Here is a 22,451-nt window from a genome sequence, read left to right on the forward strand (position 1 = left end):
AGTTACGTATTTCCTAATTTTTTACTTCATTTATTACTGTTGATGCCAAAATGGCATACCCATAGTGGGCGTAGATGGCGCAGCGACGTCTTTTTCTGGCATCGCCTTTGCTCGGTAAGCAAAACGACCCGCATCAACGGCTGCTTTAAATGCATGACTCATGGTAACAGGGCAGCCCGCCCCTGCAATAGCCGAATTCAATAACACCGCATCATAACCTAATTCAAGCGCTTGGCAGGCGTGTGATGGTAAGCCAAGGCCAGCATCAACAATCAATGTGATATCGGGTAGGCGCTCCCGAATAGTTTTTAAGTTATATTTATTTAACAAGCCCTTACCTGTGCCAATAGGCGCTCCCCACGGCATCAGTACTTCACACCCTGCATCAGCTAAACGCTGACATAACACTAAGTCGTCAGTACAATAAGGTAATACTTTAAAGCCTTCGGCTAATAAAATCTGTGTCGCTTCCAGTAATGCAAATGGATCTGGTTGCAGGTTATAATCATCACCAATCAACTCAAGTTTTATCCAATCGGTAGCAAACACTTCGCGGCACATTTGTGCCAGTGTAATTGCTTCATTGACACTGTGACAGCCTGCAGTATTGGGTAGAATTTTTAAGCCCGTATCTTTGATCAATTGCCAAAAGTCATCTCCTGCGGCGGCACTTTGTTGACGTCGTAATGACACAGTAACAATCTGCGCGCCAGAGGCAACAATCGAATCGGCCATAACCGCAGGTGATGGATAAAGTGCTGAGCCAATTAATAACCGACTAGTGATCTGCTCACCATAAATACTGAAACTATCTGATATTACGCTACTCATATTAGCCACCTTGGATCGGTGACAGTAATTCAATGCTATCGCCTTCGTTAAGTAAGGTAGTATCACATTGACTACGCGGTATAAATTGACCATTAAGCGCCACTGCAAAAGGCTCTTTTGCTGCAAACTGCGTCAAACCTTGGGCTATATTGACGTTATCTGCTAACTCAAAATGTTGACCATTAATTGTTATTTTCATACTTACTTTCATAATAAGCCTTATTTTATCCGTGCAATGGCATCGGCCACTAAACTCGGTGCGAGTAAATAACCATGACGATATAAGCCATTAATGCTGATCACATTTTGCTGCTGGGAAACCTGCGGGCGATTATCACTAAATGCAGGACGCAGGCCGGTTTGAATATTCAACACTCGCGCCTCAGCAAAACCACTGTGTACTGTGTACGCTGCTGACAACAGCTCAAGAGTCGAACGCACAGTGGCAGCCCCCTTATCTTGTGATTCAATTTCTGTCGCGCCAATTACGTATTGATGATTTGGCTTCGGAGCAATATAAATAGGATAACGCGGGTGCATTAACCGCACTGGCCGCGTTAAATTAACCTCAGGGGCGTACAAACGCACTACTTCACCACGCACTCCGCGTAGCTTACACGCTACGCTTTTAGCGCCAAGGCCACGGCAATCAATAATATAATCAAACGATTGCTGTAGATTTAGCGATGTTACATCAACCTGTTGTGCAAACTTAAAGCTCACATTACGCTGCTTTAGAGTGTTAAAACTGGCTTGATAAAAAGCCTGATTATCAATTTGCCCTTCGCAAGGTAAATACACACCTTGGTTAAAACGCCCTGTAAGCTCTGGCTCTAATTCAGCAATATGTGCCCCTGTTAACTGATGTCCTTGATGTTCAGCTAAAGGCTTTAAACGCTGTATAAAACTTTGTAAGTCACCTTTATCTTGCTGGTGTGCAACCACAAGTGTGCCTTGCTGTTGGAAAAACACCGCTTCATCAAGTTGCGCTAAAATTCTCGGCCAACGCTTTATTGAATCCAGCCCCATCAAGGCCAAGTCTTGCTCGCAGAATACAGATTCAGCCAGTGGTGCAAGCATCGCCGCTGCCACTCTTCCTGCACTATCAAGCGCTTGTTCGTCACCCGCTTCATAAACAGTTACCCGATGCTGTAAACTCAACTCAAGCGCCGTTAAACGCCCCGTTAAACCAAACCCCACCACCGCAATATTGTAAGACATGAGAGTTCCTCAGGTTCTAGGTTCTAGGTTCTAGGTTCTAGGTTAACAACATCCTAAAACCTAGTCTCTTCCCTAGTACCTAGCTCCTTTTGGTTAAACCGCTTTATGATAAATCTCTGAGCCGCTTTGTTTAAATTCGGCTGATTTAGCTTGCATCTCGGCTTCAACATCGACCATTTTGATCTCAATACCATCACCTACGTTGTTAGGATCTATGCCTCTGGCTTCTAGATTTTTAGCGTATTCTCGTACTTCTTGGGTGATTTTCATTGAGCAGAATTTTGGCCCACACATAGAGCAAAAATGCGCTACTTTGCCAGATTCTTGAGGCAGTGTTTCGTCATGGTATTCACGAGCACGAACAGGGTCTAAACCAATATTAAATTGGTCATGCCAGCGGAACTCAAAACGCGCTTTTGATAACGCATTATCACGCTCTTGCGCTCCGGGATGACCTTTGGCTAAATCGGCGGCATGAGCGGCAATTTTATAGGTGATCAGCCCTTCTTTAACGTCTTCTTTATTTGGTAAACCTAAATGCTCTTTTGGTGTGACATAACACAGCATTGCACAGCCATACCATGCAATTTGCGCCGCCCCAATACCAGAGGTGATATGGTCATAGCCTGGGGCGATGTCAGTTGTCAGCGGGCCAAGGGTGTAAAAAGGTGCTTCGTCGCAATGCTTAAGCTGCTCTTCCATATTAGCTTTGATCATATGCATTGGCACATGCCCTGGGCCTTCAATAAACACTTGTACATCGTGTTTCCACGCGATTTTGGTAAGCTCACCTAACGTACGCAGTTCACTAAATTGCGCGTCATCGTTGGCATCTGCAATTGAACCAGGACGCAGGCCATCTCCTAATGAGAAACACACATCGTACTGTTTCAAAATCTCACAAATATCTTCAAAATGAGTATAAAGGAAGTTTTCTTTATGATGCGCTAAACACCATTTCGCCATAATTGAACCGCCGCGCGACACAATCCCAGTGACACGTTTTGCCGTCATTGGAACGTAGCGTAATAACACCCCCGCGTGAATAGTAAAGTAATCCACACCCTGCTCGGCTTGTTCAATTAGAGTATCGCGGAAAATTTCCCACGTTAGATCTTCGGCAACCCCATTTACTTTTTCAAGCGCTTGATAAATAGGCACTGTACCAATTGGCACTGGTGAGTTACGTACTACCCATTCACGAGTTTCATGAATATAACGACCCGTTGATAAATCCATAACTGTGTCAGCGCCCCAGCGGGTTGACCAGACCATTTTTTCAACTTCTTCTTCAATAGATGAGCTAACTGATGAGTTGCCAATATTAGCGTTCACTTTCACTAAAAAATTGCGCCCTACAATCATCGGCTCGGTTTCTGGGTGATTAATGTTGTTAGGTAAAATCGCACGACCACGGGCAATTTCATCACGCACAAATTCAGGAGTAATAAACTCAGGGATACTCGCACCAAACGACTCGCCTTGGTGCTGCTGTGCTAATAACTCTTTTTGAAGTTGCGCACGGCCCATGTTTTCACGAATTGCGACATATTCCATTTCCGGTGTGATAATACCTTGGCGAGCATAATGCATTTGCGTGACATTTTTACCGGCTTTAGCGCGGCGAATTTTTGGGAGATGCTCAAAACGAATATGATCAAGGCCTTCATCGGCCATGCGTTGCTGAGAAAACTGCGAGCTGACTGAGCCTAAAATTTCAGTATCTCCACGGCTTTCAATCCACTGTTCGCGGTACTTATCCAGCCCTTTACGAACATCTAGAGTAAAATCAGGATCTGTGTATGGGCCTGACGTATCATAAACACGCAGTGGTGCATTTGATTCGTACACTGGGTTTTCATCGGTGCCACCGATAAAGGTATCACTCAAAGTAATTTCACGCATACCAACACGCACATTATCTTGCGTACCTTGTACATAAACTTTGTGTGAGCTTGGAAATGGTTGCCCAGTAAGGTTATAAATATAATCTGATGCAGCCGCACGAGTTTCGCGGCGAGACGGTTTATTTGATGTGTTTGACATGACTTACCTCATTGCTAAAAGGGTTGTCTTGTCAGATACTGCTGTGCGATAAAAAGCAACGCAATAGAGAGTAGCAAATGCTACATGGATCGTAGATTGGTGTTACAAAAAAGCACTACCAACCTTGGCAGCCACAGTGCTTATGCCCAAAACTGGCGCACAAGCACCCGTTTTAGGCAGCTTGTTCCCTACGCAGGTGTTAGCCTGATCAGGTTCACGGATCCCGCTTTCGCGATCTCAGCCTTTAAGTTAAAAACTCAAGGCACTCCGACAAGTAAAATTCTATATATTGTTCGCTAACGAGTGTACGTTAGATATTGCGAGCCTGCAAGAGATCAACTTGCAGGAATAAACGCAAATGTTTGCTCGCCATTTAAAACCAATTGCTGATCTTGAATTTGCAGTGGCACACCTTGCTTTAACGCATTTAAAAACTGCAGTTCAAACTCGTCCAACTCATCTCCGCATGATTTACGGGTCATGCCTAATTTATTCACAGTTAAATGGTTATCATTAAGCTGACCCTCACCAAAAAATTTATTACAACCGGCAAAACCATTGACTTGCAGGGCTTCAATAAAACTTAATGATGCTGAATATGATGCAGGGATCGCTAAACCATCAACCCGTGATAGTTGCCACTTAGTGTATTTTAATTGCTCACTGGTGACTGTCCCTGTCGATGAGCAGCCAATACATAAACCGATTATAAGCATCGGGATTGCTGCTAATTTCATGTAATTACTAACCTAAAACTCAATTGCAACATGATAACAATAAATAACAGTTTATACCGTTAATAATGCATGTTTTTAATGTAAAAAAATGTTCTAAGATAGTAAAAAAGGTGGCACCGGAAAATTACTCAGGCTTAAATAGTAGATCAACTTGATCGGGCAAAAATGGCCGACCTAGCTCATTCACCGCGGTGCCAATCACCAGTGCCTTTAACATCACTTTTTCATCATGCTTTCTTACCACTGTTTGTCGAAAGCCAAACTTTAAGCGACTAATACGCTCAGGCTCTACAGCGACATAAAACTCATCTCCGGGCATTAGTGATTGCTTATAATCCATCTCGCTACGCATTACGACTAAATTAATTTTATCGCGAGTAAGCTGAGCAAAATCAACCCCATTCGCATGCAAAAACTCATGGCGCGCATGCTCTAGGTAATTAAAATACACACTATTATTTACAATGCCTTGTAAATCGCATTCGTAGTCGCGTACTTTAAAGTCAACTTTAAAGGTCATATTTGTATTCCTTATTATGTATACTGTGCGCGTTTATAGCACATAAATATAACTGGTATCACGACTTTAATGAGAATAGTTGCTATCATGCAAGTCCTTAAAATGGAGTTAAGTAATAGAATGAAATTACGCCTGTCTTTAATTACTGCCGCGCTTTTACCTTTGATAAGCGCCCCAGCTTTTGCTGAAGATACTGAACTTGAAAAAATACTCGTCACCGGAGACTTTCAAAAAGAAAGCATTCAAACCCTTAGTGCCAGTGCCAGTTTATTTAGCGAACGCGAAATTAATGACCGAGGTGCTAGTTTTCTAGACGAAATGCTTGCCAGTGCTGCCAACGTAAATTTTACCGCTGGTGCTTCTCGTGGCCGTTACATCCAAATTCGAGGGGTTGGTTTACGCTCACAATTTGTTGACCCTATTAACCCTTCTGTTGGCTTAGTGATTGATGGCATTAATTATTCCGGCTTAGGTGGTAGTTCATTACTGTTTAATGTAAACCAAGTTGAGATTTATCGCGGTCCGCAAGGTACTCGCTTTGGTGCTGATGGTATGGCTGGTATGATCCAAATGGAATCAGCCGATCCAACTTTTGATCCAAGCGTCAAAGTGCAGCTAGGCGCAGGTAACTACAACAGTTATGAAGCGGGTGTTGCCGCAGGTATTGGTATTACAGACAGCACCGCAGTGCGCGCTAGTATTTATCAACGTGAGTCTGATGGTTATGTTGATAACCTATATTTAAACGAGTCAACACAACAGCAAGATGAACTGGTTAGTCGTTTTAAACTACACAGCCAACTTACAGATCATCTTCGCACTGAATTAAGTGTTCATTATATTGATATCAATAACGGCTACGATGCATTTACGCTTGATAATAGCCGTAATAGTGTAGCCGATCACCCAGGCCAAGATAACCAAGAAAGTATCGCGGTAGGTCTTGCCAACATCTACACTGGCTTTGATTGGTTTGATGTCAGTTTAAACTTATCAGGTATTGATAGTGATTTAGTTTATAGCTTTGATGAAGACTGGGTATGTAACGATATTAATAAGTCGCAGTTATGCGGTGCAGGACTACACCCCGATGGTTATAGCTCAACCGATAGCTACTTTCGAGATCGTCAAGACCAGGCTGCTGAACTGCAATTTAATGGCAAAGGTGGTAACTGGGTTACGGGACTTTATTATCAAGCCCGTAATGTTGATTTAGAACGCCAATACACTTGGCTTGCAGCTCCATTCGCTTCAACTTATGAAACTAGTAATACCGCAATTTACGGCCAACTAGCAACGCCGATTGGTAATAAAACCACCTTAATAACAGGCTTACGCGTTGAGCAATACCAAGGTGATTACACCGATAACAATGGTTTTATTGAAAGTACTGATGATGTGATGGTCGGTGGTAAACTTGCCCTTGAGTATCAAGTCATTGACCGTACCATGATTTATACCAGCCTAACTCGTGGTTATAAAGCAGGAGGGATTAACTCTGAAGCACTCGCCAAAGCGAAAGATGACGGTTTAAACCTTGATGCTGATTTCTTTAAAAACCACACTAGTTTCGCACCAGAGTACCTATGGAGTGGTGAATTTGGCGTTAAAGGTAGCTCTTTAGATGAAAAATTTATTCTGCGCTTAGCGGCCTTTTATATGTATCGCGAAGATATGCAGTTAAAAGCCTGGAAAGTGGAAGACCAAAAGTTTACTGGTTATATTGATAACGCCAGCTCTGGAGAGAATTACGGCCTTGAAATTGAAGGCAGTTACCAATTAACTGATGACTTATTTTTCACCGGTAGCGCTGGTTATTTACATACTAAAATCAATGACTTTGTCGCTCAATCTGGTCTAGATCAAGATGGTCGCGAGCAATCACAAGCGCCTAAATACCAGTATGCATTCACGGCTCGCTATAACTTTACTGATGAGTTATTTGCTACAATCGGCATTGAAGGTAAAGATAATTATTACTTCTCAGATAGCCACAACTCGCAGGCACCGAACATTAATTTAGTTAATTTAACTACTGGTTACGAGGCTGAGCAATGGTCAATTCGCGCTTGGGCACGTAACGTATTTGATGAAGAAGTACCTACACGTGGTTTTGAATTTGGTAACGACCCACGCGAAGGGTATGCAACTCACACATACACTCAGCTTGGCGAACCAATGGTTGCCGGCGTCACATTTATCTACGAGTTATAAAAACGAGTTTCAAGGGATAAGTTAAAAGGTAAAAGCTAGATTACTTTTACCTTTTCTTAACCTTGAATCTTGAGCCTTTTAAGCCCTACCTACATCAAACGCGATGACTTCTTTTATGGTGTTTTTTTGCGTTGCTAACATCACTAACCTATCAACCCCTAATGCTACTCCTGCGCATTGTGGTAAACCATGCTCAAGAGCGGCGATTAAACGGGTGTCCATAGGCACTTGTGTTAAGTTATTCGCTTTGCGGTATGCATTATCTTCAGTAAAACGTTTAGCTTGCTCCTGTGCATTGGTGAGCTCATTAAAACCATTCGCCAGCTCCATGTTCTGATAATAAAGCTCAAACCGCCCAGCGACTCTAATATCATGCTCACAAATACTCGCCAGTGCGGCTTGCGATGCAGGAAAATGATAAATAAAACAAGGTTTTTGTTGGCCAATTGTTGGCTCAACTTTCATACAAAATAATAATTGTAGTAACGTATCACGGTGGGTTTCATGCTTAGCGATATCAGCAAACCCCTGTTCACAGGCAAGTGTTTGTAACTGTTCAATAGTGGCACTGAGCGGATCAAGTCCTAATGCTTTGGTAAAAGCATCTTGATAGGTTAAACGCTCTGCAGGTGGAACATTTAAGATAAGCTGCATTAATTCATCAATTTCATCCATCAGCGCAAACTCATCAAACCCAGGGCGATACCATTCCAACATAGTAAACTCAGGATTATGATGGCTGCCCGCCTCTTCGTTACGAAATGCCTTACAAATTTGGTAAATAGCACCACTGCCGGCTGCCAATAATCGCTTCATGGCAAATTCTGGTGATGTTTGTAAGTAAAGCGGTAAGCCTTTAGCGAAACCGGGGCCAATAAACTGCGTTTTAAAACTCGCTAAATGAACATCAGTAACACTCGCTGCACTTAAACTAGGCGTATCAACTTCCATAACGTGGCGTTGGTAAAAGAATTCCCGAATAGTGCGTAAAATTGCGGCTCGTTGTGCCAAAGTATTTACTTGTGCGCTTGGTTGCCAAAGATCTGCTGACATATTTTCTCCAAAAAAAATCCCAGCTTAAGCTGGGATTTATTAAGCTATATTAAAGTTACTTAACACGGCTTACATATTCGCCGTTACGGGTGTCGACTTTAATTACTTCACCGATTTGTACGAATAATGGTACACGCACAACAGCACCAGTACTTAGCGTTGCTGGCTTACCACCAGTACCTGCTGTGTCGCCTTTAAGACCAGGATCTGTTTCAGTGATCTCAAGCTCTACAAAGTTAGGTGGTGCAACAGCTATTGGATTGCCGTTCCACAAAGTAATAGTACATACATCATTTTCAACTAACCATTTACCAGCATCGCCAAGCGCTTTTTCATCAGCTGCAATTTGTTCAAATGTTTCGTTATTCATGAAATGCCAAAACTCACCATCAGTGTAAAGATACGCAAGATCGGTATCCATTACATCAGCACCCTCTACTGACTCACCTGATTTAAAAGTTTTTTCAAGTACTTTGCCAGAGATAAGTTTACGAATACGAACACGGTTAAACGCTTGGCCTTTACCAGGTTTTACCATTTCATTTTCTAAAATACTGCAAGGCTCGCCGTCCATCATAATTTTTAGGCCGCCCTTGAACTCGTTGGTGCTATAATTCGCCATCGTTTCCTCTATCTAATAATTTCGAGTAATCTACCTACCAATGATACAAAGAAATGAAGCAAATTTGCATATAAACTGGCAAAAAGAATTAGCTAATGTTGTTACTTGCCCACGCACCTTGCTAGAAATGCTAGGTTTATCAAGCATGGCCGACGAAAAAGACCTCAAAGCACGAGCTCTTTTCCCGGTACGTGTGCCTGTGCCTTTTATCAAAAAAATGCGTTATGGCGATATTAATGACCCATTACTGCTGCAAGTCATGCCGCGCCACCAAGAGTTTATCGCTAAAACAGGTTTTGATAAAGATCCATTAAAAGAGCAAAACAACGCTCAACCAGGATTATTACACAAATATAAATCCCGAGTTTTAGTGATGTTTAAAACTGGTTGCGCCGTTAATTGCCGTTATTGCTTTCGTCGCCATTTTCCATACCAAGAAAATCAGCTAAATAAACGCAGCTTAATTGCAGCGCTCGATTACATAAAATCGGATGCTAATATTAACGAGGTGATTTTAAGTGGTGGTGATCCGTTAATGGCCAAAGACGACGCAATTAGTTGGTTTATGGATGAGCTTGAACAATTACCACAAATTAAACGAATGCGAATTCATAGCCGCCTACCGGTGGTGATCCCATCTCGCATTACTGACCAATTGTGCGAACGTTTTGCAAAGTCTCCACTTAAAATTGTGTTTATTAATCACATTAACCATGGCAACGAGATTGATGATGATTTTAAAGTGGCAATGCAAAAACTCAAAAAGGTAGGTGTCACATTGCTCAATCAAGCGGTGCTATTAAAAGATGTAAATGATACCAGCGAAGCGCAAGTCGCATTAAGCGAAGCGTTATTTGATGCCGACGTACTGCCTTATTATTTATATTTACTTGATAAAGTTGAAGGAGCGAGTCATTTTGATATCGACGAATCACAGGCACGCAAAATCATGGCCGAAATGCTTATCGCATTGCCAGGATTTTTAGTACCAAAGCTGATGCGCGAAATCGGCGGTCAAAAAAGTAAAACGCCGATTGACCTCAAGCTTTTATAAACACAAGACTTAAACGTATACGTTAACGTTATTGCCAAGCGAAGCTGTAACTGATTTTGCTGGCGTTTGTGCAGCGCTCGAACTAGCGGCACCTTCAATAAGTGCCAGTGCTGCTGCACCATCCGCTTTTTGCTGTTTTTTTGCCAATGCTGCGCTGTATACTTCGCCACTTTGACCCGCGCCACTCATGGCCGGTAGATTTCCACCTGATATATTCATAGCTCATACCTGACTTTTTAGCTTATTACCCGTATTATATCGGCATTGCGGTCTAAAGCTTTAGGAAAAAAATGGATTCAATTATTGAACAACTCAATGCCAACTTAAAAATTGTTTATCGCCAGTCTCTTGACGCAGATAAAAAATTAGATGAGTTGCAACAACAAGGCTTAGGTAAATTTACAGCGTTATTTCCTGCCGATGCTGGTTTTACCTTTGAAGCAAAACGCTTCAAACCTTATGTATTAGATGTAGCTGCAGATGTAGAAAGCTTAAGTTCAGAAGGTTTTAGTGAAGAAAAGCTAAAAACCACTGTTATTAAATTACAACAGTTACTGCAATTACTCGCAACGTTCAAGTAACTATAAAAGCGCTATCATTAAACTGTAGCGCTTTTTACTCTTAATTTAGCTTGGGGTAACAACTGGCAGTAATTCTTTATCAAACCAATCAGTGATCAAACGTTTATCATAGTAAAACTGTTCATCACGGCCCATTTTAATTTTATCCATAAAGCCCATATCTTTTAATTCGACTTTATCGCTTTGACTAATCACGTTACCGTCTTTATCAGTAACCGAATATTGAAACTCAATGCGTGGAAAATAAATTGGTTTTACAATACGTAAATCATTCATACCGCCAAAGCGTACATCACCGGCTAAATCCAGCTCAGTCACTTCAACATTAAACTTATACCCTTCAGGCAACTTTTCTGCCAGTTTATTAAAGTGCTTTTCAAAACTGCTCGCTACATGTTTATGGTATGAGCCTTTAGGTTCATTTGAAGGACGTACATCACGGTAGTCATTGAAGTCTTGCCATTTTACGACAGCTTCTCCTGCTTGAGCAAATACAGGCAGTACAACTAACATAGCCATCGCTACTTTTTTACATGTATTCATTGTCTATCTCCAAAATGCCCTTGGGCTAATATAGTTGAAATAATAGCACTAACAACTTAACTATAGCTTAATACTATTTAGTCTCATTGTTATCATTTATGTAAAATATGTAACCAGACACCAGTTAACTATGATTAATTGATACCGTAACATCATGGAACAACAAAAAGATCAGATAAAGCATGTATTGAAGTGCTATTTATGATGAAATTACAACTATACACCTTCACCTTATATATGGAGATTTCATGACAATTTTAGTAACAGGTGGCGCGGGATACATAGGCTCACACACTGTTGTTGAATTATTACAACAAGATAATGATGTTGTTATCATTGATAATTTAAGCAACTCGAGTGTGGAATCACTTGAGCGTGTAAAAAAAATCACTGGTAAAACTGTAAACTTTTATCAAGGTGACATCCTTGATAAAACATTTTTGGCCAGCGTTTTTGCAAAACATAAGATTGAGAGTGTTATTCATTTTGCCGGTTTAAAGGCTGTCGGTGAATCAATGGTGAAACCCATTGAGTATTACCAAAATAACGTGCAAGGTACGCTGACTCTCGTTGATGCTATGCGCGATGCAGGTGTGTTTAAACTCGTATTTAGCTCATCGGCAACAGTATATGGTGATCCAGCAAGCCTACCAATTCAAGAAGATTTCCCGGTAGGTGGCACTACTAATCCATACGGCACATCAAAACTGATGGTTGAAATGATGTTACAAGACATCGCTAAATCAGATGAGCGCTTTGCATTTGCAATTTTGCGTTACTTTAATCCCGTAGGTGCGCACGAGTCAGGCCTAATTGGTGAAGATCCCAATGGTATTCCAAACAACTTATTACCTTACATAGCGCAAGTGGCAGTGGGTAAATTAAAGCAGCTGGGTATCTTCGGCGATGACTATGATACGGTTGATGGTACTGGTGTGCGTGATTACATCCATGTTGTTGACTTAGCGCTTGGTCATTTAAAGGCACTTAATAAAATAAACCAAGATACCGGTGCCCATGTTTACAATCTTGGCACCGGTAATGGTTATTCGGTGCTACAAATGCTCAACGCATTTAGCAAAGCCTGTGGTAAAGATATTCCGTATCAGGTATCACCTCGTCGCCCAGGTGATATTGCAGCTTGTTATGCAGCGCCTGAAAAAGCTCTTAGTGAACTTGATTGGCAAGCAGAGCGTGGTATCGATGTGATGATGAAAGATACGTGGCGTTGGCAAAGTAACAACCCAAATGGGTATAAATAGCAAAACTTAAACCAGCTTCAATAAGCTGGTTTTTTTATATTTTTTGAAATAAAAAGTCTCGTTTACCACTCTTTTACAGTATCTATATTTAATCACCTATCAAAAATGCAACCAACCTATACTCGTTACAGTATTCATTCACTGCTAATTATTAGCTTATCGCTATTGGGTCTTAGCCTCTTATTAGGAGCAGGGGTAAATAATGTGCATGCTATTTTCAATTTTTATCAATTAGCCAATGTAATCCCTAAAACTGGGCAATCAATACTCGCTGGAGTGGCTTTTTTAGTAACCGCTTTATTTATTATTTTAAGTTTAAAACAATCACGTTTTCAGACCCCTGCTTTTGTTAGCCTGATCACTCTTGCCGTTATACCGCTTGTTACCTTATTAAGTGAAAGCCGCTGGATGACTGACTTAGGTGGCTTCCCAATTATAGGCTCTGGGCAAGGTATAATTAAGTACACCGCACTTGTTTCTCTCGCTATTTACCTTTATAAACCGCAGCGCTTGTCAGCTCAAGGCATGGTAATTTTGAACTTCTTTCCTGTTGCATTAGTGCTTATTTGGATTGGTGGTATGAAATTTTACGAGTTTGAAGCAAATGGAATTATATCACTGGTATCAACCTCTATTTTTATGTCTTGGTTATATACCTTATTTTCAGTGCAAACAGCGTCTAATCTAATTGGTGCGTACGACATCTTTTTTGCTTTAGCACTCGCTTTGGCTATCATTAAAAAGCATCCATTAGCCATTTATGTTGCGGCTCTTGGCTGCAGTGCCGTATTTTTAATGACGCAGACATTTTTATTCTCAGCTGAAGGAGCTTTTGACAGCTCAACACTACTTGCAAGATTAGGCCTTTTTGTTATTAAAGACTTATGGTTTATCGCAAATTTACTGGTAATTGTTAGCTTTGCAAAAAAAAGTCTTAATTAACTACTATTTCAATAACATATTTAATAATGTGCATTGTAAGATCTAAAAAGCGCTATCACTTAACCAATCGTGGTAGCGCCTTATAAATATATACTTTTATATTTTGAGTTTAAATACACATCACTACAACCTGTTTACGTCTGTGCCCATTGCCTTAATAAATTATGATACACACCAGTTAACCTAACAATCTCAGGGCTATCGCTGACTTTTTCGCGCAAGCTTTGAATCGACATATCCAACTCAAATAGCAAACCACGCTTTTCATCGCTATTAACCATGCTCTGCAACCAAAAAAATGAAGCTAAACGTCGCCCCCGAGTTACGGGAGTGACTTTATGTAAACTGGTTGATGGATACAACACCATACTACCTGCAGGGAGTTTTACTATGTGAGAGCCATAAGTATCTTCAATAACGAGTTCGCCACCATCATAGTCTTCTGGTTCGCTCAAAAATAACGTCATTGATAAATCCGTACGAATTTTCACTGGTGTGCCAGGTACTTGTCGAATCGCATTATCAACATGAATACCAAACGATTGGCCACCTTGGTAACAGTTAAATAAAGGTGGAAAAATTTTTGCAGGCAACGCCCCTGACATAAATAGATCACTGCGAGCCAGAGCGCCCATAACTATATCACCGAGCTCTTTGGCTGCAGCGCTTTGCTCAGGTAATTGTAAGTTATTTTTGGTCTTAGTTGATTGATAACCTGCGGTAACACTGCCATCAGTCCATTGCGCGGCCAATAAAACATTACGGCAATAAGCGACTTCATCAGCACTGAGCAAGTCTGGTATTTTTAATAGCATGGAAGTTCCCAAATCTTAAAAAAACAGGCTAATAAGCATTAACCTGTTTAATAAGCTTTAACCTATTCAACAAACATTAGTTTGTAATTAGAAAGAATAACTAGCCGTTAGTGTAAAATAACGACCTTGACCAGGAATAAAGTGTCCGCCACCTAGTTTATCTTCATAATCTTCATCCGTTAAATTCTCACCATTAAACTGAATGCTTAACTGCTCAGTTGCTTGATAAGAAAGCATCATATCGAACAAAACATAACTATCGGCTTTACGACTGGTCGCTGAATTACCATTATAACGCTCACCAATATATTGTGCGCCAAAACCTGCAGCTATCGCGTCGCTAAAGTCATATCGAGCCCAAACACTGTAGCTATTTTTAGGTGCTCGAGCCAAGTTATGCCCAACATCACCATCAACCGTAGATTCAGTAACTTCGCTATCTTGATAGGTATAAGAACCGATAATACTTAATTCGTCAGTGATAATACCTGTTGCAGACAACTCTAAACCTTGCACTCGTTGCTCACCATCAAGCACTTCAACACCACGCTGATCACTATTAGGATCATCCACGCGCGCATTAGTTTTAACCGTTCTAAAAATAGCGGCACTGGTCATCAACTTATCATCAAGTAAATTCCATTTAGTGCCTAACTCATAGCTTTGGCTCTTCTCCGGATCTAACTCACTTGAATTACCACGAGTAGATACTGCAATGCCTTCAGCCGATGGGTTATACGAGTTACCTGCACCAAAGTAAATGCTGCTATTTTGACTTGGCTTATATACGGCAGATGCGTTCCAACTAGTCATGGTATCGCTAGTTGAGATCGTTAATGCTGGATCCTTGTAATCATACTGATAATCGCTATCGTACTGCTCTGAACGTAAACCCGCAGTTAATTGCCAATATTCATTAAATGTAATTGTATCGAATGCATAAATTGCACGGGTTTTAGCAACCGCTTCAGTACTGGTGCCATCACGACCATACTGACCAGTGTAAGGTAAATAAGCATCTGGGCTGTATAAGTCATTCAGCGCTGGTTCGTTCTTTAAATTATCAGCTACCAATGCAGTTACATTCCAACGGCTAAATGTCTCGTTAGTTAATTCAACACCAGTAACCACATTATGTTTTACACCAGCAAAATAGTACTCACCAACTAAATCAAGTTGCAGTGTTGCCAATTCATTGCGCGTATCACGATTTTTAACGTCGCTCATTCTGATATCAGTTGTTGTTTTTACATCAATAAAACGCGGCGCTGTCACTGTATCTTTTCGCTCTACACGACCAATGCGACCTTGGGCACGTAGCATGGTTGTTTGTGACAAGTCATACTCATACTTTGCAGTTGTTGAATACGCTTCGATATCTTCAAAATCACGATATACGTTACCGTAAAAATTAGTGAAATTCACCGGTGGCGCTGCATTTTCGCTACCAGCAAGTTCAGCAACAGGGCTAGAACCAACCCACGGAATACCGTAATCAGACATATTATTTTGATTCTGATAATCAGCATTAAGATTAAAACGGCTATTGGTTCCTAAACCAGTCGCAAACGAAACCGCGACTGCTTGTTTTTCTTTTTCAACATGATCACGCCCAGCAACATCCCCTTTATCAACCAGTAAATTGATACGTAGCGCTGATGTTTCAGCCACTTTAAAGTTACTATCTATTTGCGCGCGGTAATCACTCTCTGTGCCTAAACGCAGCGAAGCATCATTAAATTCATCCAACGTCGCCGTTTTTGTAGTTAAGTTAATACTACCGCCCGTTGAACCTCGGCCTGTTGTTGCGGAGCTTGGGCCTTTTGCAACTTCGATTTGCTCAACGTTATAAGTATCACGGTCGTACCCGGCAATATCACGAATACCATCGATAAAAATATCATTGGCAGCACTAAAACCACGAATAGATAAACTGTCACCAGCTGGCGCACCGCCTTCACCCGCCGCCAATGAAATACCCGAAACATTACGTAACGCATCTTGCAAACTATCTACATTTCTATCTTTCATCACAGCTTTGTTAATAACCGTTATTGATTTTGCAGTATCAACCAACGGCTGGGTGTTCTTTATTGATGATGATTTTTCAACTTTATAGCTTTGTTCCGATTGCGTTTTTGCTTTGGTTACTGATAGCTCTTGTATATTTTCAGCTCCTTGAGCAGACGCCCAAGTTGATAAAGTTGCGGTAACAAAAGCAGCCAGCGGTTTTATATAAGTTCGGCGTTTATTAGTCATTTTACCCATTTCAGCTCCATTAGCAGGGAACTTGCTAACACGTTGTTTTTGTAGCAAGTCATTTAAGCACGTTGATTTAAGTTCGGCGGAATCCTAGCACCGAGTAATATTAATGTAAATGCGAAATGTTATCACTTGTATTACTTTGTCAATCATTGTACTATTTTTCACACTTTTAAACTTACGTAACGCGACTGTAAATGCACAGTAAACTTGGATGCATGAGTGGCGTAAAAAATTAAGTTTAAGCGCTTAAAAATCAAGGTTTTTAATTTTATAAAGTTAAAGCCAGAGCTTGGCTTTGTACTGTAAATGGTTATTACTTTTAGGGCATTACTTAGCATATGCAACGTTTTATAAAATCTGTTGGGGCAGTTATTTTACTAAGCTCATTCTCAAGCTTAGCTGATCCGGTTAGCGAACTTGAAAACCTCGTTAATCAGTGGTTACAAATAGAACAACAAACTAGTGAGTTAGAAACACATTGGCTAGAAAAAAAAACCTCGATGCAACAAACATTAATCTTACTTGATGCAGAGCAAACACAACTCAAACAGCTAAACCAAAATCGTCAAAAGAACACCTCTGAGCTGGCAGAAAAGCGCACTGCGCTAATTAAAAAACAAAGCCAGCTTGAGACCGATGAAAACGCGCTCAATAGTCAATTAATCCAGCTCAGCCAGCAATTGCGCTCACTGCAAGTACAATTACCTCCCCCATTACTGGCGAGCTGGCAAAGTATTGGCGATCTAGATAACGAAAGCCTAGATGCGAATGAAAAGCTACAAATTGCTTTAAAAATGCTTGGCCAATTGGCTGATTTTCAAAACCGAATTTCAATTCATGAAATGGCAATCAGTAATAGTGAAGGCAAAGAAATATGGGTAAAACAGCTTTATTTGGGTGCCGCACAAGCATGGTTTGTTAGTAATGATTTAAGTTATGCGGGCATTGGCTTCCCTTCTGAGTTAGGTTGGCAATGGCAATTTGATACTGAAATTGATGGCGAGCAAATTGCCCACGGTATCGCTGTACAAGAAAAAAAACAAGCAGCTCACTGGCTTACCTTGCCTGTATTTAGCTATGCAGCTAAGGAGCTGACGCCATGAAACGATTCTGTACTTTTTGGTTTGTTACACTACTGAGTTTTAGCCAAGTAGTAACAGCCGCGACTGCGGATGCTGCCAAACAACAATTGCTAACGGATATTAAAACGGCGCAGAGCGTTTTAAATAAAGCACAACAGCGGATTGCCAAACAGCAAACAACTATGGCACAACAGATATTTGAAAAACAGCAAGCACTTAAAAAAGAGCGTGAGCAAGCGACACTCAATCGCCGTTTAGCTGATGAAGACACATTGAGTTTAACCCAGCTACAAACACGCTTAGATAGCTGGCAACAACAACAGCAATATCGGCTAAATTTACTCAACCGATTTACTCGTCAATACGCTCAGCAAGCGCAAAGTAAAAACGATCAACAAGCACTTTTAAATGATGTAGTCGCGGTGATAGAGCAGCAAACCGCGGCATTATATCCAGAGTTTAAAAAACAAAATATAGTATTGAAAAATGGCGAACTGACCGCAGCTACAACATTACAAGTAGGTCCCGTGGCTTGGTTTAGTGTTGCACAGCCAAAACTAACCGGCCTGCTTTCATCAGCAGCTAACGTTGCAGTACCAAAAGTAGCTATAGTTCAATCAAGTGATGAGAATAACCCATTTGATATTGCTTACTCACAAGTAAATACAAACTCAGCTAAGGTCGCAGCTTCTTTAACATTTGATCCAAGTTTAACCCGCTTAGTTGCCAGTCAAGCGCAACAAGAAGGTGCAGTTGAACATCTTGAAAAAGGTGGCTTATGGGCAATCCCTATTATTTTATTTGCATGTTTTGCATTATTAATTGCGCTATTCAAGGCATATCAATTATTTAGCCTTAGTAAGATCAAAGCTGTCTCGACGCTGACTTTACAAACTGCGTTTAATCAACCTGAGCAACACAGCTTCAGCGGAATGCAAGCAACGCTGTTTCAACTCTCTGTTGATAGCAACATAGGACAAATAAGAGATGACCAGTTATTTAATCAGCTGATGCATAATAAACACAAGCTTGATAACTACATTGGCGCAATCGCGATCACAGCATCGGTAGCACCGCTACTGGGCTTATTGGGCACAGTCAGTGGCATGATTGAAACATTCAAAATGATGACGTTATTTGGCTCAGGCGATCCAGAAGTGGTATCTGGTGGTATTGCCCAAGCTTTGATCACTACCGAGCTTGGCCTCGTTGTTGCCATACCAGCATTAGTACTCAATGCGCTACTATCGCGTAAAGCTAAAGCCTATTACACCCAACTTGAAGCGTTCGCACTGCAACTTAGTCAACTTGAGGTGAAAAATGTTTGAGCAACTGTTCGATAATTTTATCTGCTGGCTTATCATCCTATTAGCGCTATTTGTTTATCAGCTCATTTGGCACGATATCCTGCATTTAAAACAATATAAACTGCAACGCCAAGGTTACTGGCACGACGTCAGCTCTATTTTGACCGCTGCGCTGCCATTACTTGGTTTATTAGGCACCATTATTGGTTTACTCGATACATTTAAAGTGATGTCGCAAGGCGAAAACGAATTAATGAGCGAAGCGATAAGTAATGCTCTACTCACCACACAACTGGGGTTAGTCTGCGCAATTCCTGCATGGCTGATGCAAGCTTACTTGCTGTACGTAACACGTAACAGTACTATCCAACAGCAAGCGAGCTAAGCCAATGCAAGCACGTTTAAAACAACGCCTAGAACAACAATCTGCGCATCATATTGATATGTCACCACTATTAGATGTGGTATTTATACTATTGATTTTCTTTATTGTAACCACCGTTTTCGTTCGCGAAAGTGGGGTCGAGGTTGATAAACCGCAAGCCGTCTCAGCAAGCAGATTAGAGCAACAAGTTATTTTTCTTGCCATAACTGATAGTCAGCAGGTTTACTTTGACGGTAGCCAAATTGGCGTGGCCGGTGTGCGCAGCAGCGTAGAGCAAATGCTAAAACAACAGCAAAGACCAGTAGTGATCCAAGCTGATAAAACCGTACCAACTGAGCTATTAGTAAAAGTAATAGACGAAGCAAAACTTGCTGGTGCAGCAACCGTTAACTTAGCGACCCAGCAATAATATGCAAAATAATATACTCGCATCACAACCTGCAATAGCTAATAATCGTCATCCGTTTTTTGCTTTTATGTTGAGCCTAACGGTACTTGCATGCGCATTAGTTTTACTTTGGCTTGGGCAAATTGCTGAGCACGTTATCAACGACAAAGTTATCGTTCGCGAAGTTGCTTTAGTGCCACAGCCTCCACCTCCGCCACCAACCGTGACGCAATCAGCTGTGACAGAGCCGATGCAAAGCCTCGTTGTCGAAGGTGCGGGTGCAACTATTCAAGCCATTAATATAAAAATTGAAAGTAAAATTTCGCTTAGTAAACCAACCCTTGCAAATATGCCAATTGCGACTCCTGAATTTCAATCTATCGAAGTTAATTGGGATGCCTTTAGCTTAAATCAACTAGATGGTTTACCCACGCTACTCACTCCCGTAAAAGCAGTATTACCTAAAAAGTTAACTCGCCAAGGTGTGAGTACCTTCATCGTGAAGCTCGATGTTTTTATCGATGAAAATGGCCGATTAAGCTTAATTGATGTTATACAAAACCCGTACCCTGAGCTAAAGCCTGAAATAGATAAGATCATTAAGCAAAGTCGGTTTAGTTCACCAAAAAAAGACGGTGAAATAGTGAGAGCCAGATTTATTTGGCCCATTGAATTTAAACCTTAGTAAAGCCAGTATTTAAGTGAAAATACAATGAAAAGATTAACAACAAAAAAATGGTTAACGTGTTTAGCTATCGTGCCATTAACCTTTTATATGACTGCCAGCCAAGCAACCTCATTGCAGGTAAAACTACAGCCAAGCGATCCACACTGGCAGTTGCTGATCAATAATAATTTACTGAGCCCAACAGATATAAAAATCGAAGCTAATGAACGCAGCTTCGCCCAGCAACTAAAACCACTATTACAACAAGGTAACTACCAAGCTGTAGCTGATCTATTTACACAACGTGAATTAGGTAACGATAGCCCTGCGTTACAACTTTTACGTGGCCAAGTTTTGTTAACCTTAAAACAGTTTGCAGGAGCTGAGCAGGCGTTAAAGGCTAGTTTATCAAGCATGCCAGATTTAGTTAAAGCTCATCAAGGTTTAAGTCTGCTCTATATGCAGCAAGGTAATTATCAACAAGCACAGCCACATCTAACCCGCTGTATTGAACTTGGCCAAGCTGATGCGCAAGTCTATGCTCAACTTGCCTATATTCATGTACAAGCTGAGCAACCTTGGAGCGCAATTGCAGCTTATCGTCAGGCATTAATGCTTGAGCCACAGCAAGCAGAATATCAACAAGGGTTACTATTTTCACTAATTGCTGCAGGCGATCTAGGTCAAGCCCAAGCTCTGCTAAAAGAGCTATTAAATGCATCCCCTAACAATCCAGATCTTTGGCTACAACGTGCACAAATTGCCTTACAACAAGACAACAATAAACAAGCTTTGGCAAGTATTGAAGTAGCTTTAAAGCTGGCACCTAGCAATGCAAGTAATCAATTACTTGCAGCACAACTTCACCTTACACAAGGTAGCTACTCACGCTCTGTTGAATTGTTAAGTAATGCATTAGCAAGCACTCAGCCAGCTCAAATAGCAGAAGCTAGCGAGATTAGTATGCAAACCCTAAATTGGCTTATCGCACAAAAAAAATGGCAGCTAGCCAAGCAGCTCGTTTCGCAACTAAACCCTTTTATAAATAAGTTATCAAAACAATCCCGCGCAGAGTTTTCAGTTTATACCGCTCAGCTAGCAATTGAACAAGGTAACTTTAAACAAGCTCAAAAGAGTTTACATAAAGCATTAACAATCGACCCAAATCTTGGCGATGCACTGTTAAGCCTGGCAAATATCTATCAGCAACAAAACCAACTGACACAAGCAAGGTTAATGTATGTACGAGCACAAGCTTTACCTGAGTACCAACTCTCTGCATGGTTAGGTCTCGCGCAAATTGAAATTGAAAATAAAAACTACAAAGAAGCATTAAGCCAGCTTAAAAAAGCACTTAACGCTAACCCACAAAGGCAAGATTTACTCTCCAACATTCGCGCTCTTGAAGGTCTGATCCAACGAGAAGGTTAATAGTTAACAGATTTATACCAATCGTGTTAAGTTACTGACCATTTATAGCGACAGATAAATACAGTGATAACAAGGCGTAAGTTTCGACATGTAGTTGTTCTACTTGAATAAATTATAACGCAGTTAGCACTTTATTTAGCTCGCTAGAATGGTTAAATATTTAAGTCGATTGGCATAAACTACCCATCAACGATCACACCGTATGACGTCCCGCCTGCGTCGCTTTTGATATTAATTCCCATGTGTTGCGTCATGAAATCTTTATTGACGATAGGGCACTCAGCGCTTCTGTTTTACTATTACTTGGGCACACTACACCAAATAAGTATCCATACTCAAATTGCTCTAAAGGTAGATGCTCTGGGATGTGAAGGAGCGTTTGTTTGATGAATAGGAATACACATGCCGTGGAGCATAGGATTGCAAGAGCGGTCACTAGTGAGTTCGGCATGGGGTCTTGGCTTGGTGTTTTAACTTTGTTCCAG

23 protein-coding genes and 1 riboswitch are annotated in these 22,451 nt (G+C 41.0%); of the genes, 11 read left to right on the plus strand and 12 right to left on the minus strand.

Features of this window, described 5'->3' with window-relative positions; all coding sequences use genetic code 11:
- Window positions 1–33 precede the first annotated feature (33 nt).
- From H5163_RS17885 to H5163_RS17910, 6 genes are all read right to left on the minus strand, one after another.
- A complete protein-coding gene (locus H5163_RS17885; protein ID WP_182735672.1) occupies window positions 34–831 on the minus strand; it encodes a thiazole synthase in 798 nt (265 codons plus the stop codon).
- Between the two features lies 1 nt (window position 832).
- Window positions 833–1,030 (minus strand): sulfur carrier protein ThiS, encoded by a 198-nt coding sequence (thiS, locus tag H5163_RS17890; RefSeq protein ID WP_182735680.1) that lies wholly within the window; start codon window positions 1,028–1,030, stop codon window positions 833–835.
- Window positions 1,031–1,050: 20 nt separating this feature from the next.
- A complete protein-coding gene (locus H5163_RS17895; protein WP_145234632.1) occupies window positions 1,051–2,052 on the minus strand; it encodes an FAD-dependent oxidoreductase in 1,002 nt (333 codons plus the stop codon).
- Window positions 2,053–2,145: 93 nt separating this feature from the next.
- Window positions 2,146–4,098, minus strand: a complete 1,953-nt coding sequence (gene thiC, locus H5163_RS17900) for a phosphomethylpyrimidine synthase ThiC (RefSeq protein WP_220494600.1) — start codon at window positions 4,096–4,098, stop codon at window positions 2,146–2,148.
- A gap of 168 nt (window positions 4,099–4,266) precedes the next feature.
- Window positions 4,267–4,378: riboswitch (TPP riboswitch) on the minus strand.
- Between the two features lie 55 nt (window positions 4,379–4,433).
- Window positions 4,434–4,835: an META domain-containing protein gene (locus H5163_RS17905; RefSeq protein WP_310736655.1), complete on the minus strand. Its 402-nt coding sequence runs from the start codon at window positions 4,833–4,835 to the stop codon at window positions 4,434–4,436.
- Window positions 4,836–4,959: 124 nt separating this feature from the next.
- Entirely contained in the window at window positions 4,960–5,355 is a 396-nt protein-coding gene (locus tag H5163_RS17910) for a thioesterase family protein (RefSeq protein WP_145234627.1), read from the minus strand.
- 120 nt (window positions 5,356–5,475) lie between these two features.
- Between H5163_RS17910 and H5163_RS17915 the strand changes: the two genes are divergently transcribed.
- A complete protein-coding gene (locus H5163_RS17915; protein WP_182735673.1) occupies window positions 5,476–7,569 on the plus strand; it encodes a TonB-dependent receptor in 2,094 nt (697 codons plus the stop codon).
- Window positions 7,570–7,647: 78 nt separating this feature from the next.
- Here the strand turns inward: H5163_RS17915 and epmA are convergent, their stop codons facing one another.
- On the minus strand, window positions 7,648–8,622 hold the full coding sequence (epmA, locus tag H5163_RS17920) for an elongation factor P--(R)-beta-lysine ligase (protein ID WP_145234622.1): 975 nt from the start codon (window positions 8,620–8,622) through the stop codon (window positions 7,648–7,650).
- A gap of 55 nt (window positions 8,623–8,677) precedes the next feature.
- Entirely contained in the window at window positions 8,678–9,244 is a 567-nt protein-coding gene (gene efp, locus H5163_RS17925) for an elongation factor P (protein WP_145234620.1), read from the minus strand.
- Window positions 9,245–9,284: 40 nt separating this feature from the next.
- On the opposite strand from efp, the gene epmB reads away from it, so the two are divergent.
- Complete coding sequence (gene epmB / locus H5163_RS17930; RefSeq protein ID WP_182735674.1) at window positions 9,285–10,298, plus strand: EF-P beta-lysylation protein EpmB; 1,014 nt, start codon at window positions 9,285–9,287, stop codon at window positions 10,296–10,298.
- A gap of 9 nt (window positions 10,299–10,307) precedes the next feature.
- Here the strand turns inward: epmB and H5163_RS17935 are convergent, their stop codons facing one another.
- Window positions 10,308–10,517, minus strand: coding sequence for a hypothetical protein (locus H5163_RS17935; RefSeq protein ID WP_145234615.1), 210 nt, complete (start codon window positions 10,515–10,517; stop codon window positions 10,308–10,310).
- A 71-nt stretch (window positions 10,518–10,588) separates the two neighbouring features.
- On the opposite strand from H5163_RS17935, the gene H5163_RS17940 reads away from it, so the two are divergent.
- On the plus strand, window positions 10,589–10,879 hold the full coding sequence (locus H5163_RS17940; RefSeq protein ID WP_145234613.1) for a prephenate dehydrogenase: 291 nt from the start codon (window positions 10,589–10,591) through the stop codon (window positions 10,877–10,879).
- A gap of 45 nt (window positions 10,880–10,924) precedes the next feature.
- On the opposite strand, the gene H5163_RS17945 is transcribed toward H5163_RS17940, so the two are convergent.
- Window positions 10,925–11,422: a DUF3016 domain-containing protein gene (locus tag H5163_RS17945; RefSeq protein ID WP_182735675.1), complete on the minus strand. Its 498-nt coding sequence runs from the start codon at window positions 11,420–11,422 to the stop codon at window positions 10,925–10,927.
- Window positions 11,423–11,670: 248 nt separating this feature from the next.
- On the opposite strand from H5163_RS17945, the gene galE reads away from it, so the two are divergent.
- Together galE and H5163_RS17955 are read left to right on the plus strand one after the other, a co-directional pair.
- Window positions 11,671–12,684 (plus strand): UDP-glucose 4-epimerase GalE, encoded by a 1,014-nt coding sequence (gene galE / locus H5163_RS17950; RefSeq protein ID WP_145234609.1) that lies wholly within the window; start codon window positions 11,671–11,673, stop codon window positions 12,682–12,684.
- A gap of 204 nt (window positions 12,685–12,888) precedes the next feature.
- Window positions 12,889–13,626, plus strand: coding sequence for a DUF417 family protein (locus H5163_RS17955; protein ID WP_310736656.1), 738 nt, complete (start codon window positions 12,889–12,891; stop codon window positions 13,624–13,626).
- A 134-nt stretch (window positions 13,627–13,760) separates the two neighbouring features.
- Here H5163_RS17955 and H5163_RS17960 read toward each other — a convergent pair whose 3' ends face one another.
- Window positions 13,761–14,441: a Fe2+-dependent dioxygenase gene (locus H5163_RS17960; RefSeq protein WP_145234605.1), complete on the minus strand. Its 681-nt coding sequence runs from the start codon at window positions 14,439–14,441 to the stop codon at window positions 13,761–13,763.
- Between the two features lie 87 nt (window positions 14,442–14,528).
- Window positions 14,529–16,709, minus strand: coding sequence for a TonB-dependent siderophore receptor (locus H5163_RS17965; RefSeq protein WP_182735677.1), 2,181 nt, complete (start codon window positions 16,707–16,709; stop codon window positions 14,529–14,531).
- A gap of 335 nt (window positions 16,710–17,044) precedes the next feature.
- On the opposite strand from H5163_RS17965, the gene H5163_RS17970 reads away from it, so the two are divergent.
- From H5163_RS17970 to H5163_RS17995, 6 genes are read left to right on the plus strand one after another with little or no spacing between them, the layout of a single operon-like run.
- The gene (locus H5163_RS17970) at window positions 17,045–17,809 is read left to right on the plus strand and encodes a DUF3450 family protein (RefSeq protein ID WP_145234601.1); all 765 of its coding nucleotides are present in this window, start codon (window positions 17,045–17,047) and stop codon (window positions 17,807–17,809) included.
- Entirely contained in the window at window positions 17,806–19,116 is a 1,311-nt protein-coding gene (locus tag H5163_RS17975; protein WP_149983260.1) for a MotA/TolQ/ExbB proton channel family protein, read from the plus strand. Before H5163_RS17970 ends, H5163_RS17975 begins: the two co-directional genes overlap by 4 nt.
- Window positions 19,109–19,480 carry a MotA/TolQ/ExbB proton channel family protein gene (locus tag H5163_RS17980; protein ID WP_149983261.1) on the plus strand — a complete coding sequence of 124 codons (372 nt, stop codon included), beginning with the start codon at window positions 19,109–19,111 and terminating at the stop codon, window positions 19,478–19,480. The genes H5163_RS17975 and H5163_RS17980 overlap by 8 nt, the downstream gene beginning before the upstream one ends.
- Window positions 19,481–19,484: 4 nt before the next feature.
- A complete protein-coding gene (locus H5163_RS17985) occupies window positions 19,485–19,889 on the plus strand; it encodes a biopolymer transporter ExbD (protein WP_149983262.1) in 405 nt (134 codons plus the stop codon).
- Between the two features lies 1 nt (window position 19,890).
- Complete coding sequence (locus H5163_RS17990) at window positions 19,891–20,553, plus strand: hypothetical protein (RefSeq protein WP_182735678.1); 663 nt, start codon at window positions 19,891–19,893, stop codon at window positions 20,551–20,553.
- Between the two features lie 27 nt (window positions 20,554–20,580).
- Complete coding sequence (locus tag H5163_RS17995) at window positions 20,581–21,966, plus strand: lipopolysaccharide assembly protein LapB (RefSeq protein WP_182735679.1); 1,386 nt, start codon at window positions 20,581–20,583, stop codon at window positions 21,964–21,966.
- The last annotated feature ends 485 nt before the right edge of the window (window positions 21,967–22,451 follow it).

This window comes from Pseudoalteromonas sp. SG44-8 (genome assembly GCF_014164125.1).
Classification (GTDB): domain Bacteria; phylum Pseudomonadota; class Gammaproteobacteria; order Enterobacterales; family Alteromonadaceae; genus Pseudoalteromonas; species Pseudoalteromonas rhizosphaerae.